Raw genomic sequence first — 15123 nt, 5'->3', positions numbered from 1 at the left:
CAAATCCGTCTTGTTAATCGAAATTGGCGGCTATTTTCTCAGATCTTAGGGTCATAAACAATCAAAGGTCACTTAATTGATAGCGATTGTTACCGAGAAAGAGACTCTTTTGTTACTGCCATTAAACTAATTAAAACAGAACGGACGACACGCCAAAGCCATCAAGGAGCCTCAGTAGGCTCCCCAAAAAGAGTGACTATTTGGCTAAAATCAGATCAGCAATGGCTTGCCCAAGTTGCTGTGTACTTGCATTTCCGCCCATATCGCGAGTTAAGTGATGGCGCTCTTTGATCACCGTTTCAACCGCATCCATAATAGTATCATGCATTGCTGGGCAGCCGAGATGCTGCATCATCATTGCGGCCGCCCAAATAGTGCCGATTGGGTTAGCAATATTTTGCCCCGCAATATCAGGCGCTGAACCATGTACTGGCTCAAACATAGATGGGAACTGTTTTTCAGGATTAATATTCGCAGAAGGTGCAATGGCAATGGTTCCGGTACAGGCAGGGCCTAAATCCGACAAAATATCACCAAACAAATTGGAGCCTACAATCACATCATAAAATTCAGGCATTCTGACCAAGTTGGCGGCGAAAATATCAATATGGAATTGATCCACTTTCACATCAGGGTAGTGTTTTGCCATTGCCGCAAAACGGCTATCCCAATAAGGCATTGAGTGAAAAAGGCCATTTGATTTCGTTGCCGAACTTAAATGTTTTTTCTCCCGTGATTGTGCCAATTCGAACGCATATTTTAATATCCGATCCGTACCTTTACGGGTAAAAATACTTTGCTGAGACACCACTTCATCTTCAGTACCTTCATACTGAATGCCGCCAATAGCCGAATACTCCCCTTCTACGTTTTCACGTACCACATAGAAATCAATATCACCGGGTTTTTTATCGGCTAAAGGGGATTTGATCCCTTCAAATAGGCGTACCGGACGCAAATTAACATATTGGTTGAAAGCACGGCGGATGGGTAACAACAGCCCCCAAAGTGAAATATGGTCAGGCACACCAGGGAACCCGACTGCGCCAAGGAAAATGGCATCAAATTTTTTTAACTGTTCTAAACCATCTTCAGGCATCATGCGTCCTGTACGATGGTAAGTTTCACAGGACCAATCAAAATGGGTAAAGTTAAGCTTTACCTGATGTTGACTTGCTGCGGCCTCTAAGACTTTTAATCCCTCAGGTATAACTTCTGTTCCAATACCATCACCTGGAATGACTGCGATATTAAATTGTGACATGTCACGGCACTCCCACAACAATAAATTTTATGAGTAAGTAAGATCTCCAGTTTATGGGTTGCTGTGATAAAGTATAGCGTCGAAGTGTAATCTTTGGGTTTACAAACTATGAACAAGCTACCCGCATTGGAAGACATTAGAGTATTTGTCACTGTTGCTCGCTTAATGAGTTTTTCACGAGCCGCGGAGCAACTGCTTGTTTCACCCGCCTATGTCTCCAAACGCATAAAATTACTTGAAGAAAATCTCGGACAGACGCTATTTCTGCGAGCATCCCGCTCAATTAATTTAACTCATGAAGGACGCATTGTTCTGAGCAGTGGTGAGCGGCTATTACACGAACTCGACAATATGCACAATGCGTTAAACGCCTGTCGAGAGGAGATCCGTGGTGAGTTAAGGGTCAGTTGCAGCACAGGCTTTGGTAGCGCCTATCTCAACCCCTTTATCCTAGCATTACGTGCTAACTATCCACTCTTAGGGATCGACCTTACTTTAACCGATCGTTCCATTGATATTATCAGCGAAAACATTGATCTCGATATTTATATTGGTGGCACAATCCCCGATCATTACATTGCGAAGCAAATCGCCAAAAATAAACGCATTCTCTGCGCTTCCCCTGCTTATTTAGAGCAGCATGGCAGCCCTAATCATCCTCAAGAGCTAGAAAAACAACATTTTTGCATTACGATTAAAGAGCGCAACCAAGCACCTGCACAATGGAAACTACAACATCAAACAGAAAGTATGACGGTGGCACCAAATAGTAAGCTCATAGTGAACAATGGTGATGTCGCTAAACAGTGGTGTATCGGCGGTGAAGGTATTTTGTTGCGTTCATTATGGAGTGTACTACCGGAGTTAGAGAGCGGAAAATTAATTCGCGTACTTCCACAATGGAGCCAACCTGCTGATGTGTATGCCGTTTATTCACGCACCGCCCGCAATAATGCAAACTTGCGCGTTTTTATTGAAAATTTAACAGAATACTTATCAAAACATTTACCGCATCAATTTCAGGATGAATAAACAAAAGGTGGACATGAGCCGATGAAAGACACGCAAACATTTGGACAACGTTTGCTGGCCTTATTGAAACAACAAAAAATGAGCCAGTTAAAAGCCGCTGAAGCACTTGGTGTTTCTCGGACTGCCGTCAACAAGTGGACAAAAGGCGGTATGATTGATGAAAACAACCTTGAGAAATTAGCACAATTACTGAATGTTGATAAAATATGGCTCAAATATGGTGAATACACCAATCACGCCTCTACCGCTTCACACCCAGCCATTGTTCGTAATATCAATGAAGTGCATCTTCAAGAGTCCACTGAGATCGTTACTTGGGAATGGGATTTACTCACGGGCGAACTGAACTATTCGGATAATGTTGAAGATGTTTACGGCATCAAAATCACCACTAATGATGATTTTTGGGCTTTAATGAACCAAGAATCGAAAGATAAATTAGTGAATGGTTACTCAAAGATCATTCGTGAAGGTGGCGCCCACGAAATGGATTTTAAAATTGCGTGGGATGATGGCTACCGATGGATCACCTCACGAGCAACCGGTGTTAAAGGCCCAAATGGTAAAGTGACTAAATTAGTGGGGATCAGCCTAGATAACACCGAACGTAAAAATACAGAACTACGGCTACGTAAAATTAAGTGCTACTTTGATGTCTTACTTGCTCACTTTAACCATTTAGTTGTGTTTACCGATAAAGCGGGGGAAATACTTGCCAGTAATCTCGAAAGCCAAACTGCGGATATCGATTATTTGGAATTACAGCGCTTACTCTATCAACTCGCTATCAATCATAAACCGTGGTTAGAAGGGGTGTATAGTAAAGGTCACGGTCACATTCACTTTCAAGACCGTGAAATTAGTGCCTCTTATCATCTCAATGATGAGCAGCAGCCATTCCTCATGTTTCAGCTTAAATAACACAAAAGCCCCATTATCGGGGCTAGCATACATTACAAATCTAACACTAACCGTTTAGTCTTAGCACGCGAAACACACAACATCATGGTCTTCTGCTCCGCACGCTCATCATCATCAAGGTAGTGATCGCGATGATCTGCCTCGCCTTCTAAAATTGCCGTTTCACAAGTGCCACACACGCCATTGCGGCACAAACATTCAACTTGAATACGTTTATCTGCTTCGATCGCCTGCAAAATGGAGACATCTTCGCTGATATTTAAGCTAAACCCTGAACGTTGGAAATAAACCTCAAAAGCCTCACCTTCATTTGCTACTTCACCAAAGTTTTCAAAATGAACTTGAGATTCACCTAAATGTGCATTGCCATGTTCGATAACCGCATTAATTAATGATTCAGGGCCACACACATAAACATGGCTATTTTTGGGTTGCGCTTTAACCAACTGCTCGACAGATAGGCGCTGCGCTTTCGCATTATCATAAAGATATAATCGCTCCCCCAATCGCTCTTGAAGCTGTTCAACAAAAGCAGCCGTATTTTGATCACGAAAACAGTAATGAAGCTCGAACTCCATACCCGTTTGCTCTAATTCATAAAGGTATGAGAGGAACGGGGTAATACCAATCCCTCCCGCAATCAAAATATGCTTACAAGAACTGTCATGTTTCAATGAAAAATAGTTTTGAGCAGGCGATAAATAAACTAAATCCCCTTCCGCTAACTGTTCATGCATATAAGCAGAGCCGCCTTTCGAGTTCTCATCGCGTAGCACAGAAATACGGTAACAATGGCAATCTTTAGGATCGCTAATTAACGAATAAGCCCGCTGTAATCCCAGCTCTTCGTTCATGTGTACCGTAATATGGCTCCCCGCACTAAACGGTTCAAGCAAGGTCTCTTTTGCAACGAACTCGAACATTTTAATGGTTGGGCTAAGTTGCTCTATGCGGCTAACATTTACGGCTATTTTTTGTTGGCTCATCACAATTCCCTCTTTTACTGATTACTGGCTAAGCGATGTCAATACACAGATATTTCACGGTCAGGTAGTCCTCTATGCCATATCGGGAACCTTCTTTGCCTAGGCCCGATTGCTTAACACCACCAAATGGAGCAACTTCATTGGAGATCAGGCCTGTATTAATCCCAACCATGCCGCTTTGCAGTTTCTCTGCCACGCGATAAACACGACCAATATCTTTTGAAAAGAAATAGGCGGCTAAACCATAAATCGTATTATTCGCTCGCTTAATAACCTCATCTTCATCACGAAAACGAATAAGTACCGCGATAGGGCCAAAAATCTCTTCGTGTACGATATCCATTGAATCATCCACATCCACTAACACTTTTGGATTGATAAAATTACCTTGCTCAGTGATTTCACTCCCCAACGTTAGCTGCTTGGCACCTTTAGCAAGTGCATCTTTAACTAATAAATTCATATTATCGATGGCTCGAGATGTAATCATAGGCCCAATATCAGTACCCTCATCCAACCCATTTCCAACACGTAACTGGCTTACTTTTGCGGTGAATTTCTCGATAAATGGCGCATAGATGGACTCATGAATATAAAAACGATTCACACAAACACAGGTTTGCCCACCATTACGAAATTTTGCCTGTATTGCACTGTTTACCGCTTTATCAATATCCGCATCATCAAACACAATAAAAGGGGCATTTCCCCCAAGCTCTAAAGCGCTTTTTTTGATCGTTGAAGCACACTGCTCATACAGTTGACGTCCAACTTGCGTAGAGCCAGTAAAAGAAAATTTACTGATCAATTCATGACGTGTGAGTAATTCCCCTAAAACACGAGATTCCCCTGTCACAATGTTCAGCACCCCAGCAGGCACGCTAGCTTGTTGCGCTAACTCAGCAAGTGCGAGAGCCGTAAACGGTGTTTCACTGGCGGGTTTGATGATCATGCTACAGCCCGCTGCTAATGCGGGAGCGGCTTTGCGCGTGATCATTGCGGCGGGGAAGTTCCATGGCGTAATGGCACTACACACACCAATCGGTTGCTTGATGGTTAAAAGACGGTTGCTAGCTACGGTTTGCGGGATCGTCTCACCATAAACTCGCTTGCCTTCCTCTGCAAACCATTCGATAAACGAGGCGGCATAACGAATTTCCCCTTTAGCCTCATTCAACGGTTTGCCCTGCTCTAATGTCATCAGCAAACCTAAGTCATCCATATTGGCTTCAATCAATGTAAACCAGCGATGTAAAATCGTAGCACGTTGTTTTGCCGTGAACTGACGCCAAGCCTCCATCGCATGATGTGCCTTCACAATCGCATCATTCACCTGCTCTGGTGAAAGGCTGGGTACAGTACCCAGCACCGATTGATCCACAGGGTTCAATACTGAAATAGTCTTCGAACTATCCACCCATTGACCATTGATATAGCAAGACTGGCGGAATAGCGCTGGGTTATTTAACCTATTCATGTGCTATTTCTCCCGTCACTCAGTGTGTGCCGTTGCAATCAGCTTATGGAAGTGTGCGACGCCATGCTCACTGATCCCACTACGTTGCCTATCAGCCATGATCCGCCCTTGCCCTCGATAGCCACGGGAACGTAACCCTTTTTGAACACTCTCAACGAGGCGTAGATCTTCTGGGCGAAATACCGTCCGATACCACTCCACTAAGTTCTTTTGGTACTCCGTCAATTCTTCGTTTAAGAAATAGATATCGTAATGCTGCAACGTTTCTCCCGCACTAACCGGAAACTCATAAATGACGGTCATAAAATCGCCACCTGGCGGCATATTAAACATGGTGCTAGGCCAAATCCAAAAGCCGAAGAAACGTGGATTGACTACTGATTCATCAAATTGATATGACGACTCTGAAGGTTTGGCTTGACCAATCTGTACCGTCCAGTTTTCATTCAACTGGTGCTCATACACATTCACATCGACCGAGCTAGCAAAACTGACATGGTTTGTTGGACAGTGATAACATTCGATATAGTTATCAACAATCGTCTTCCAGTTAGCTGGCGTATGGCTGACAAAGCGTGCCGCTAATTTCAGATCACGGATCACTGAGCAAGCTTCTTCCATTTTTGCCGCTAATCCAGGCAGTTGCTCCTCGATAGGTTGAGGCTCGCCTTCTGTCAAATTAATATAAATAAACCCTGCGTGCTCAATCACATGAAAACTGCTCAATGACATGGCATCGGCTTCAAAGTTATTTACGTTTTCGCAGTTTGTCGCATGTGCCAATTGACCATCCAATTTGAATGCCCAAGCATGATAAGGGCAAGTGATGACATTTTTCATTTTACCGCTTTCACCACTGATCAACTGATGGCCTCGATGCGGGCAGACATTATAAAAGCCCCGCAAAACATCATCTCGCCCCCTAACGATAACAAGGCTTTCGCCAATCAACTGGCGAGTGATATAGGCATTTTTCTCTTTCACCTCACTACTGTGAGCAACACAAACCCAAGAGTTAGCAAAGATATTTTCTTTTTCGAACTCAAATACGTCATCTGACGTGTAATAGCGTGCAGGAATGGTCCACGCATTATCAATATCAAGGTGATCATTAATCGAAATGACTTTTTTTGCATTGCTCATCATTATTGCCTCACTTATGTAAACTTATAGTTAACATGTTTTTTGGGAATGTTAATCTAGATCTCAATAATGATCAAACGAAATATTAAACATTATTATAACAATAATAATTTACCTATTTAAAACATATAGATAATGACATATCGTGAAATATATTTGTTAATTGCAGGTTAATTAATTGTTGACCACGCAATATTTTCATGGATATTCTCTGTAAACCAAAAGTAGCATTCCCTGCAAACCAACTCTCATTAAAAGACATAAAAATAAGTGAGCAACTGGAGAAGAGGTATGATGAATAATAAGAAATCTGTATTTTACGTATCACTCGCCTTTAGTCTGGTATTAATCAGCTTAGGCGCCTTTATACCTGACAAACTCGAAGCATTTTCAAATTACTCTCTGGGTTTTATCTATAACAATTTAGGTTGGTTTATACTCGGAGCCGTTTTTATCTTTTTTAGTTTTTGTATGTATCTCGGTTTTTCAAAGTTTGGTCATATTCGGCTTGGAGAGGACAGTGATCGCCCCGAATATCGTACCGCAACATGGGTTGGAATGTTATTTAGTGCATCGATTGGGATTAGCCTCGTGTTTTGGGGAGTTGCCGAGCCTGTTTCTTACTATATCAGCCCTCCAGTTGGTACAGGCTATACCGAACAAGCAGCAAAAACCGCCATGCAATATGTCTATTTACATTGGGGGGTCTCAGCTTGGGCCTGCTATGCCTTAGTCGGTGTATCATTAGCCTTTTTCCAATTTAGAAAGAAATTACCTTCATCGCTGAGCTCTGTGTTTTACCCACTGATCGGTGAACGTATCAAAGGCTCGATAGGGAAATGGGTCGATGTATTAGTGGTATTGTCGATCGTTATTGGTATTGCGACCTCGCTAGGCTTTGGCACACTGCAAGTTAACAGTGGCATGAATTACTTATGGGGGATCCCTGTAAGTATCTGGATCCAAATTGCGATTATTGCAGTGGTCACCATCATTTATATCATGTCGACCATCTCTGGTTTACAAGGTGCGATTAAGCATTTATCTAACTTAAATATGCTATTAGCATTCGCCTTGATGGGTTTTATTCTCTTTGCTGGCCCGACACAAACGATCCTTAAAGTTCTTTTTCAAGGTATTGGTGACTATGTACAAAACTTTGTCAGTATGTCATTCCGTACTGAACCCTATAATGATGGTGCTTGGATTGCGAACTGGACTCTCTTTTACTTCGGCTGGTGGATTGCATGGGCGCCTTTAGTAGGGAGTTTCGTGGCGCGTATTTCCAAAGGGCGTACCATTAAAGAGTTTATGATTGGCGCTGTCTTTATTCCTGTGTTCGGCTCATTCGCTTGGTTTGCCGTGATGGGAGGCTCAGCCATCCATCTTATCCAAAACATGGGACAAAAAGCACTTGCAGAAGCGGTGAAATCAGATGTGACTTCTGCTTTCTTTAAATTCTTAGACTATTTCCCTGCAAGCACCTTCTTATGCGTATTGGCCATGGTTTTAGTGATGGTTTTCTTTATTACTTCAGCAAACTCAGCCGTATTCGTATTGGGAATGGTCAGTGAAAATGGTAACCCAAATCCAACTCATACGACTAAGACCATTTGGGGAGTGGTTATCGCGGCTATTGCTATCGTATTGATCATCACAGGTGGATTATCCGGTTTACAATCTGCTTTAGTTGCCACTGCTATCCCGCTTTCCATATTAATGCTATTGATGTGTTATTCGACATACAAAGGCCTTAATGAAGAGGTCCGCACAGAAAAAGCAGAAAAGAAGTACCGCAAAAAAAGCCAAGTTGTGATCAATCCCCCTATTCTACCTGCATCTGAAAAGCTATCTAAATAACCCTCTAAAAGCCTATTAGAATAAAACCACAGTTTGGATACTGTGGTTTTTCATGCCGTCAAATAAAAAGCATCCGATTATAAGATCAAACACTAATAGATTAAGAAATCGAAAAAAAATAATATTTTTTTATTATTCCTTAATTAATGAATTAGTTTTTATTCATTAAAAATCGTTATCTAACAAATTGAATTATAGGAATAATAAAATTATGCCAGACAATAAAACCATTAATCACATTTTCCTCAGCAGTGAGATCGCCACGCTTTTACAGGAAAAGTCCTATCAATTCGCTTTAAATGGTGGGCCTCAAATATCAGGAAGTCAAAAATTAGCAGAGCAGGTTGCAACTCAGTTATACAACTTATTCAATGATGAAGATAAGAAACTACTGGATGACTATAGGAATGAAAAAATTCCTTATTTAGTTTTTGAAGGGTTTGTGGATACGGACGTTAATGGTGAACCGATTAACCTTCCGAATAAAAGCGCCTTACCGACCCTCCAAGAATTAGAAAGTGATATCGAAATTTTAAAATTGGCCTCACAAGAGCAAATTATTTTAGCATTATTAAATGAAACCACATTTGCTTATGATACTGAAAACCTAGGAAATATTATTAGAATTGTAGCTAACTTTAATGGCGGTGGTGCTGAAAAACGCCAAAATGAAGCCCCTGATGCCAGTTCCCATTCGGGCAAAGCGGTCGTACCACACACTGAAGACCCTTATTACTCCGCAATTAACATTATCGATGGGCACTCCCCTTCACCGTCATCGCTGATACTCACTGCAAGGTGGAACCCTTTATCAGAAACAACAAAAGTAGCCCCCATTAAGCGCATCATTGACCAATTATCACCTGAAGAAATCGTTGCTTTAACCACAGCCAGCTTTGATTTCCGTAAAGCGAAAACAGCCAGTGAAGGAAAAAGTATCGGTGGAAAATGTATTTCTATCCTCGAACTTGATAAGCATGGAAAATTGAATATGAATTATAATTCAGAGCGTTTTTCACTCAATCCCGCGGCTTCAGAATTCGTCCAAAAAACGTATAATAAATTTAATTCTATTGCCGAAAATATGGAATTTGATGCCGTCGATTTGCAGCCATATAGGATGATAGTGATTAATAATAAATTAAGCTTACATAGTCGGGATATTGTAAAAGATAACCGCCGTACACTGGTTCGGCTTTTTGGTTACCGAAAAGATGCTGAATATAATATGGTTAGCCAAGACCCACTCATTGTAAAAGGCTAATATGGCTTAAGTATTCGTATTAAATAATCGGCAGGCAAATTTACCACGACCCATATTCGGCCGTGGTTTAATAATCACATTATGCGTCATTAAACAGGGTTAATGCCAAAATAAGCGCATCTTCTCGCCCCTGCTTTGCAGGGTAATAATCTTTACGTACCGTCACTTGATGAAACCCTAATTTATCATACAGGTGCAGCGCCGGTGCATTCGATTCACGAACTTCAAGCCATAATGTCAAAATCCCTTTATCAACCAGATCCTTAATCAGTTGCTCCATTAACATACGCCCATACCCTTTTCCTTGATAATCGGGGTGCACGGCAATATTAAAGAGTGTTGCCTCATCAAGAACACACTGTGTTATAGCAAAACCAACGATCTGATTATTAAGAGTAATTTTGATGTTATGATACTTTTCCCCTTGGTTTCCATAAAAAACACGCTCAGTCCAAGGAAAATCATGACTTAACTTTTCGATTAAGAAAGCTGTCGCAAGATCAGACTGCTTTAGTGCTGAAATTTTCGTCATATTGATAAATCTGCTCCCAAAGTGCCCGTTTAGCGCTATTGCTGGCTGCCAGCTCATCTAATACAGGAGAAATAAAGGTTGTATTTAACCCTTCTGGATGAGATTGGCCGCCTAAGACCCAACAATTTATTGTTATTGGTGTTGGAAGCATTGCCAATTGCTCTGAATTAATACAAACCACATCCGTTGGATAAATTTTCATCGCCAGAAAAATATCTTTTAACAGACGGTTGTTTAAATCAAGGTTCTCATCAGTAATAATAATAAGCTTAGTCGAATCTGGAATTCTTACACCACGTTCACCACGTAATACAGCAGGGTTTCTCACTACCCATTGAGTGATACCCATTTGATTTAAAAGTCTGTCACGTCGTGCCATTCATTTCATTCCAGTCGCTATGTTAACAACGACATCTTATCAAAGCGGATCAATAGCGCCAACAGAGCAATGCTATTTCCCCATTTTCTGATAAAGTGTGCACAAAATAATTAGGCTTACATACATACCATAAACAATTTGCATTGTAGCTAGACGCTAAAACGCGATGGCTCGAAAGATTGAGGGTATTTTAGGAGATCAACAAAGTATGTCACTACTGACACCGGCTAGCGAAGTTATCCAACGCCACCTTGAGCATTTTACCGATCGCCATGTCATTTTAGCGGGTGACATCCAAGATGAATTAGCAGCAACCTTAGAAGCTGCGAGCGTACGTGTTCTCACTAATCAATACCATCGTTGGCAAAATTTGCACTCCTTAATGGGCGACAGTGTGAAATTTGCTGCGGTAGCAGATGCTGATTTTGTACGTCCTTGCAATACCTTGATCTATTTCTGGCCTAAAAATAAACAAGAAGCCTGCTTTCAACTGGATGATTTATGCACTCACCTGACCACAGGTAGCCAAATTTTTATTGTTGGTGAAAACCGTAGCGGTGTAAAAAGTGCCGAATCTATCATGGAAGGCATCGCGACATTGCAAAAAATTGACTCTGCAAGACGCTGTGGGCTGTATTATGGTGAGTTAGAACAACCTACGGATTTTGATATAACTCGTTGGTGGCGCCGCTATGAAGTAGAGAACGTACAGATCCAAGCCTTACCTGGCGTGTTTAGTCACAATGAATTAGATATTGGTAGTGAACTCCTACTTTCTACACTGAATGAGCCTATTACAGGTAATCTACTTGATATTGCTTGCGGTAATGGCGTTTTAGCTGCCGTCGTCGGAAGCCACAACCCTAATGTAACATTGACACTGAGTGATGTGAGCGCGGCTGCTATTGCCTCCTCTATCGCCACATTACAAGCCAATCAGTTAACTGGCAAAGTACTTGCAAGCGATGCCTACTCAGATATCAATGACACCTTTGATTGGATTATCTCTAACCCCCCTTTCCATGATGGGTTAAATACCAGCTACAGTGCGGCTGAAAATATGATTTTCCAAGCCCCGAAATACCTGAAAAAAGGTGGGCGACTCCGTATTGTGGCCAATGCTTTTTTACCTTATCCAGACATGCTTGATAAGGCATTTGGCAGCCATGAAATATTAGCAAAAACAGGTAAATTTAAGGTTTATCAAGCAATTAAACGCTAATCCATAAACCTCCATGATTTCTATCGCGGCTAACCTAGAAATGGTTGGCCGTTTTTACATCAAATAATAAAAGCATAATAAAAAAATTATTGACGCGCGGCTAAATTAGCCTAAAATCCGCTGCGTACTATCGACACAAAATAGAGTCTGATATTGCGAGGGTGGCGGAATTGGTAGACGCGCTAGCTTCAGGTGTTAGTGTCCTTCGGACGTGGGGGTTCAAGTCCCCCCTTTCGCACCATACAGACTACAATTTTTAATCACCAAGTTAAAAATTAAATCGATAGCTTTCAATGAATTGACAGTACCTGCGAGGGTGGCGGAATTGGTAGACGCGCTAGCTTCAGGTGTTAGTGCCCTTCGGGCGTGGGGGTTCAAGTCCCCCCTTTCGCACCACTGTTAACTTCCTATCTCGATCAACGAACCCTTTCCCTATAACCCGAAGATTCGCTGTAGGCGTGTAAACTACGGTTATCTTATACGCTATGTTGTGAGACTAAAGCCATTAGACTGCATAACAGTGCTATCACGGCGGGGATAATCAATAAGCGCCGAGAGCCGCGGTTGAATAACATTGCGGCGGTGGTTAGCATAGTCACTATCGTGACAGCTTTAAGGCTATTTAGCCCCATATTGCTGAGTAGATAAATCACGCTCAACAAAATAACCGCGAAAACACCCCATAACCCTGCTGTAGAGCGACGTAGATAAGTGCTTTTTGTTACGCTAGTTGGCATAGCGACCTCAACAATCTAAATGATAATGATTATCAATCATATCTTGTTTTTGGCAAAATACAATATTTTTTATTGAGGAAACCATGCCTATTTAAGAAAAAATAAAAGCTATTTATTCATTAAATAAATAAACAAAATGAATATCTTCAGGCTCTAAGGCAAATAGCTCTGGGTCTGGCTTATCCAGCAGTTCACACCCCATATACTGATAAAAATGGACTGTATTTTCAGAAGGCGTTGCTGATACATATAAGCCAGCTGCCCCTTTCTCTTTGGCTAATTCACAGCACTGATTAAATAACATGCCCCCTAAGCCCTCACCCCGATAGCGGTGGCTAACATGTAAGAATGACAATTGAAGTAAATTACGCTCTTCACCACGCCATACATTATCTAAACTTGCAGCGGCGATTAGTGTGTCATGATCAAACACGCCAATAAATACCGCTCCGTTATCATAGCTTTCGAGTAAATGTGGCGTATATGCCTCAGGTTCACCTTCCGGCCAACCTTTCATATCAAAGCGTTGCGCGGATAACACTAATTTCCCATTTTGGTGAAGATATAAATTTTCGATTAATTCTGTTCTATCAATTGACCAAACCGAAGGAACTTCATCCCTTGTTAATTCACGTATTTGTCTCATTTTCTAAACTCAATTGTTCTTTACGGCTTTCTGCTACGCCTTCTAGCGCATGATAAGCAACGGCACAAAATAATGAATTCAACCGTTTCATATCGCCTAGCAGGCTAACATGTAAGTTACTAGTATCTAGACTTTGCATATTTTGTTTGTGTAACCTTTCAACGTGCGCATAAGCAAAGCGTTGGTTAATAAGACGAAAACGGTGTTTTGCACGCCGTAGACGTTTCGCATTATCAATATCGGCCGAAACAAAAACAGACATCCCTAGATTCAAATTCGTCTGTAATCGCTCAAGTAAAGAATGTAGCTCTTTATAACCTTCATTAGAGAAGGAACGGCGATTATCAATCGATTTTTTGACTAACTCAGAAGTCATTCGGTGGATGATAGTCGATGATTGCTGCAAATTAAAAGCAGTATCAATAATTTCAGCCCAACGCCTTGAATCTTCCTCACTGAGTTCGCTTTGATGTAACTGCGCTAAATAGAGTTTAATGCTGCTATGCAGCATATCGACCTCTTCATCCAAGCGGTTAATTTCCCTTTTCTGCTCTTTATTACCGTTAAGAACATCTGTAAAACGTTGAAGCATTAATTCAAGTAGATCCCCCATACGTAATGTTTCTCGTACGGCGTTAGCGATTGCCAGTGATGGCGTCTCTAATGCACTTTTATCCAAATAACGCGGGGCAACCTCTTGCTCCATCGAAGGAACAATAGGGATTAATTTATTACATAACCTCGCCATTGGCCCAACAAAAGGCAACATGACAAGACAACGAGCTAGGTTATAAAACACGTGAAAATAGATCACGATTTCGGCTTCATTAAAGCCGTAGCCCCCAATCCATTCTGCCAGTGGTTTCACCCAAGGTAATACGACAACACAGCCGATTAGTTTAAATAGCAAACTCCCCAGAACGACTTGTCGTGAAATTTCATTTTGCCCGCGGCTACTCATCATGGCGAGTAAGCCACTACCAATGTTAGAGCCAATAACGATACTCAAGCTAATATAAAGAGGCACCAAGCCTGTTGCGCTTAATGTGGCAGTCAATAACACCGCTGCTAAGCTTGAATAACTCACCATGGCAAACAGAGCACCCACCAGCAGTGCCAAGACAACATCCCCACTTAACGAGGTAAAAATTGCCTTCACCGCATCAGCATGGGTAATCGGCTCTGCCGATGCCACAATTAACTGTAACGCTAATAAAATAAGCCCAAGCCCGATACCGACACGACCAATTTGCCCTGTGCGATTTTTCTTTTGGCTTAAAAAGGTTGAAACACCCACAAGGATCAGCAGCGGTGATAACCAAGAGAGATCAAACGTTAACACCCTCGCCATCAACGCTGTCCCGACATCGGCACCGAGCATGATAACCATGGCAGGCGTTAATGAAATCAGCCCCTGAGAAACAAAAGAGATAACCAGTAATGCCGTTGCATTACTACTTTGCACGAGCGCAGTTACCCCTACGCCGGAAAGAAATGCGCTTGTTCTCTTATTAACACTCTTTCCTAAAATACGGCGTAGATCTGCACCAAAAACCCGCATAATACCAGTACGGACAATATGTGTGCCCCAAACTAGCAATGCGACAGATGATAAAAGATGTAAAAGTGCCAGCATTGAAACCCTATGACGTTATATTTG

At 41.8% G+C, this 15123-nt stretch carries 14 protein-coding genes and 2 tRNA genes; 7 read left to right on the top strand and 9 right to left on the bottom strand.

The genetic code is table 11. The features are described from left to right. Positions 1–196 precede the first annotated feature (196 nt). Positions 197–1264 carry a tartrate dehydrogenase gene (locus PSE69_RS01910; protein WP_004926627.1) on the bottom strand — a complete coding sequence of 356 codons (1068 nt, stop codon included), beginning with the start codon at positions 1262–1264 and terminating at the stop codon, positions 197–199. A 108-nt stretch (positions 1265–1372) separates the two neighbouring features. Here PSE69_RS01910 and PSE69_RS01905 point away from each other — a divergent pair, with 108 nt between their 5' ends. After that, complete coding sequence (locus PSE69_RS01905; RefSeq protein ID WP_121874839.1) at positions 1373–2296, top strand: LysR substrate-binding domain-containing protein; 924 nt, start codon at positions 1373–1375, stop codon at positions 2294–2296. A 21-nt stretch (positions 2297–2317) separates the two neighbouring features. Next, positions 2318–3217 carry a helix-turn-helix domain-containing protein gene (locus tag PSE69_RS01900; protein WP_004926622.1) on the top strand — a complete coding sequence of 300 codons (900 nt, stop codon included), beginning with the start codon at positions 2318–2320 and terminating at the stop codon, positions 3215–3217. A 32-nt stretch (positions 3218–3249) separates the two neighbouring features. Here PSE69_RS01900 and PSE69_RS01895 read toward each other — a convergent pair whose 3' ends face one another. Genes PSE69_RS01895 through PSE69_RS01885 form a run of 3 tightly spaced genes read right to left on the bottom strand, consistent with a single transcriptional unit; the run spans position 3250 to position 6823 of the window. Then, entirely contained in the window at positions 3250–4203 is a 954-nt protein-coding gene (locus PSE69_RS01895) for a PDR/VanB family oxidoreductase (protein ID WP_004926619.1), read from the bottom strand. A gap of 28 nt (positions 4204–4231) precedes the next feature. After that, on the bottom strand, positions 4232–5680 hold the full coding sequence (locus PSE69_RS01890; protein WP_272674918.1) for an NAD-dependent succinate-semialdehyde dehydrogenase: 1449 nt from the start codon (positions 5678–5680) through the stop codon (positions 4232–4234). Positions 5681–5695: 15 nt separating this feature from the next. Then, positions 5696–6823: an aromatic ring-hydroxylating oxygenase subunit alpha gene (locus PSE69_RS01885; RefSeq protein WP_014656833.1), complete on the bottom strand. Its 1128-nt coding sequence runs from the start codon at positions 6821–6823 to the stop codon at positions 5696–5698. A 291-nt stretch (positions 6824–7114) separates the two neighbouring features. Here PSE69_RS01885 and PSE69_RS01880 point away from each other — a divergent pair, with 291 nt between their 5' ends. Together PSE69_RS01880 and PSE69_RS01875 are read left to right on the top strand one after the other, a co-directional pair. Next, positions 7115–8683 (top strand): BCCT family transporter, encoded by a 1569-nt coding sequence (locus PSE69_RS01880; protein WP_004926609.1) that lies wholly within the window; start codon positions 7115–7117, stop codon positions 8681–8683. Between the two features lie 211 nt (positions 8684–8894). Continuing rightward, entirely contained in the window at positions 8895–9947 is a 1053-nt protein-coding gene (locus PSE69_RS01875; protein ID WP_072502538.1) for a hypothetical protein, read from the top strand. A gap of 79 nt (positions 9948–10026) precedes the next feature. Here PSE69_RS01875 and rimI read toward each other — a convergent pair whose 3' ends face one another. Both rimI and PSE69_RS01865 read right to left on the bottom strand, forming a co-directional pair. Next, positions 10027–10479: a ribosomal protein S18-alanine N-acetyltransferase gene (gene rimI, locus PSE69_RS01870; RefSeq protein WP_004926602.1), complete on the bottom strand. Its 453-nt coding sequence runs from the start codon at positions 10477–10479 to the stop codon at positions 10027–10029. Further along, positions 10448–10858, bottom strand: a complete 411-nt coding sequence (locus PSE69_RS01865) for a DNA polymerase III subunit psi (RefSeq protein WP_004926599.1) — start codon at positions 10856–10858, stop codon at positions 10448–10450. The genes rimI and PSE69_RS01865 overlap by 32 nt, the downstream gene beginning before the upstream one ends. Before the next feature lie 208 nt (positions 10859–11066). Here PSE69_RS01865 and rsmC point away from each other — a divergent pair, with 208 nt between their 5' ends. The 3 genes from rsmC to PSE69_RS01850 all read left to right on the top strand — a co-directional run bounded on the left by rsmC (position 11067) and on the right by PSE69_RS01850 (position 12476). Then, positions 11067–12080 carry a 16S rRNA (guanine(1207)-N(2))-methyltransferase RsmC gene (rsmC, locus tag PSE69_RS01860; protein ID WP_121874840.1) on the top strand — a complete coding sequence of 338 codons (1014 nt, stop codon included), beginning with the start codon at positions 11067–11069 and terminating at the stop codon, positions 12078–12080. A 155-nt stretch (positions 12081–12235) separates the two neighbouring features. Further along, positions 12236–12321 (top strand) — tRNA-Leu (locus PSE69_RS01855). A 69-nt stretch (positions 12322–12390) separates the two neighbouring features. Then, positions 12391–12476 (top strand) — tRNA-Leu (locus PSE69_RS01850). Positions 12477–12556: 80 nt separating this feature from the next. Here PSE69_RS01850 and PSE69_RS01845 read toward each other — a convergent pair. The 3 genes from PSE69_RS01845 to PSE69_RS01835 all read right to left on the bottom strand — a co-directional run bounded on the left by PSE69_RS01845 (position 12557) and on the right by PSE69_RS01835 (position 15099). Continuing rightward, on the bottom strand, positions 12557–12817 hold the full coding sequence (locus PSE69_RS01845) for a DUF1435 family protein (protein WP_004926595.1): 261 nt from the start codon (positions 12815–12817) through the stop codon (positions 12557–12559). A gap of 112 nt (positions 12818–12929) precedes the next feature. Continuing rightward, complete coding sequence (locus PSE69_RS01840; protein WP_121874841.1) at positions 12930–13463, bottom strand: GNAT family N-acetyltransferase; 534 nt, start codon at positions 13461–13463, stop codon at positions 12930–12932. Then, positions 13447–15099, bottom strand: coding sequence for a Na/Pi cotransporter family protein (locus tag PSE69_RS01835; RefSeq protein WP_121874842.1), 1653 nt, complete (start codon positions 15097–15099; stop codon positions 13447–13449). The genes PSE69_RS01840 and PSE69_RS01835 overlap by 17 nt, the downstream gene beginning before the upstream one ends. Positions 15100–15123 lie beyond the last annotated feature (24 nt).

It is taken from the genome of Providencia sp. PROV122 (genome assembly GCF_028482365.1).
Taxonomy (GTDB): domain Bacteria; phylum Pseudomonadota; class Gammaproteobacteria; order Enterobacterales; family Enterobacteriaceae; genus Providencia; species Providencia stuartii.
This window is presented reverse-complemented; position numbering and strand designations above follow the sequence as displayed.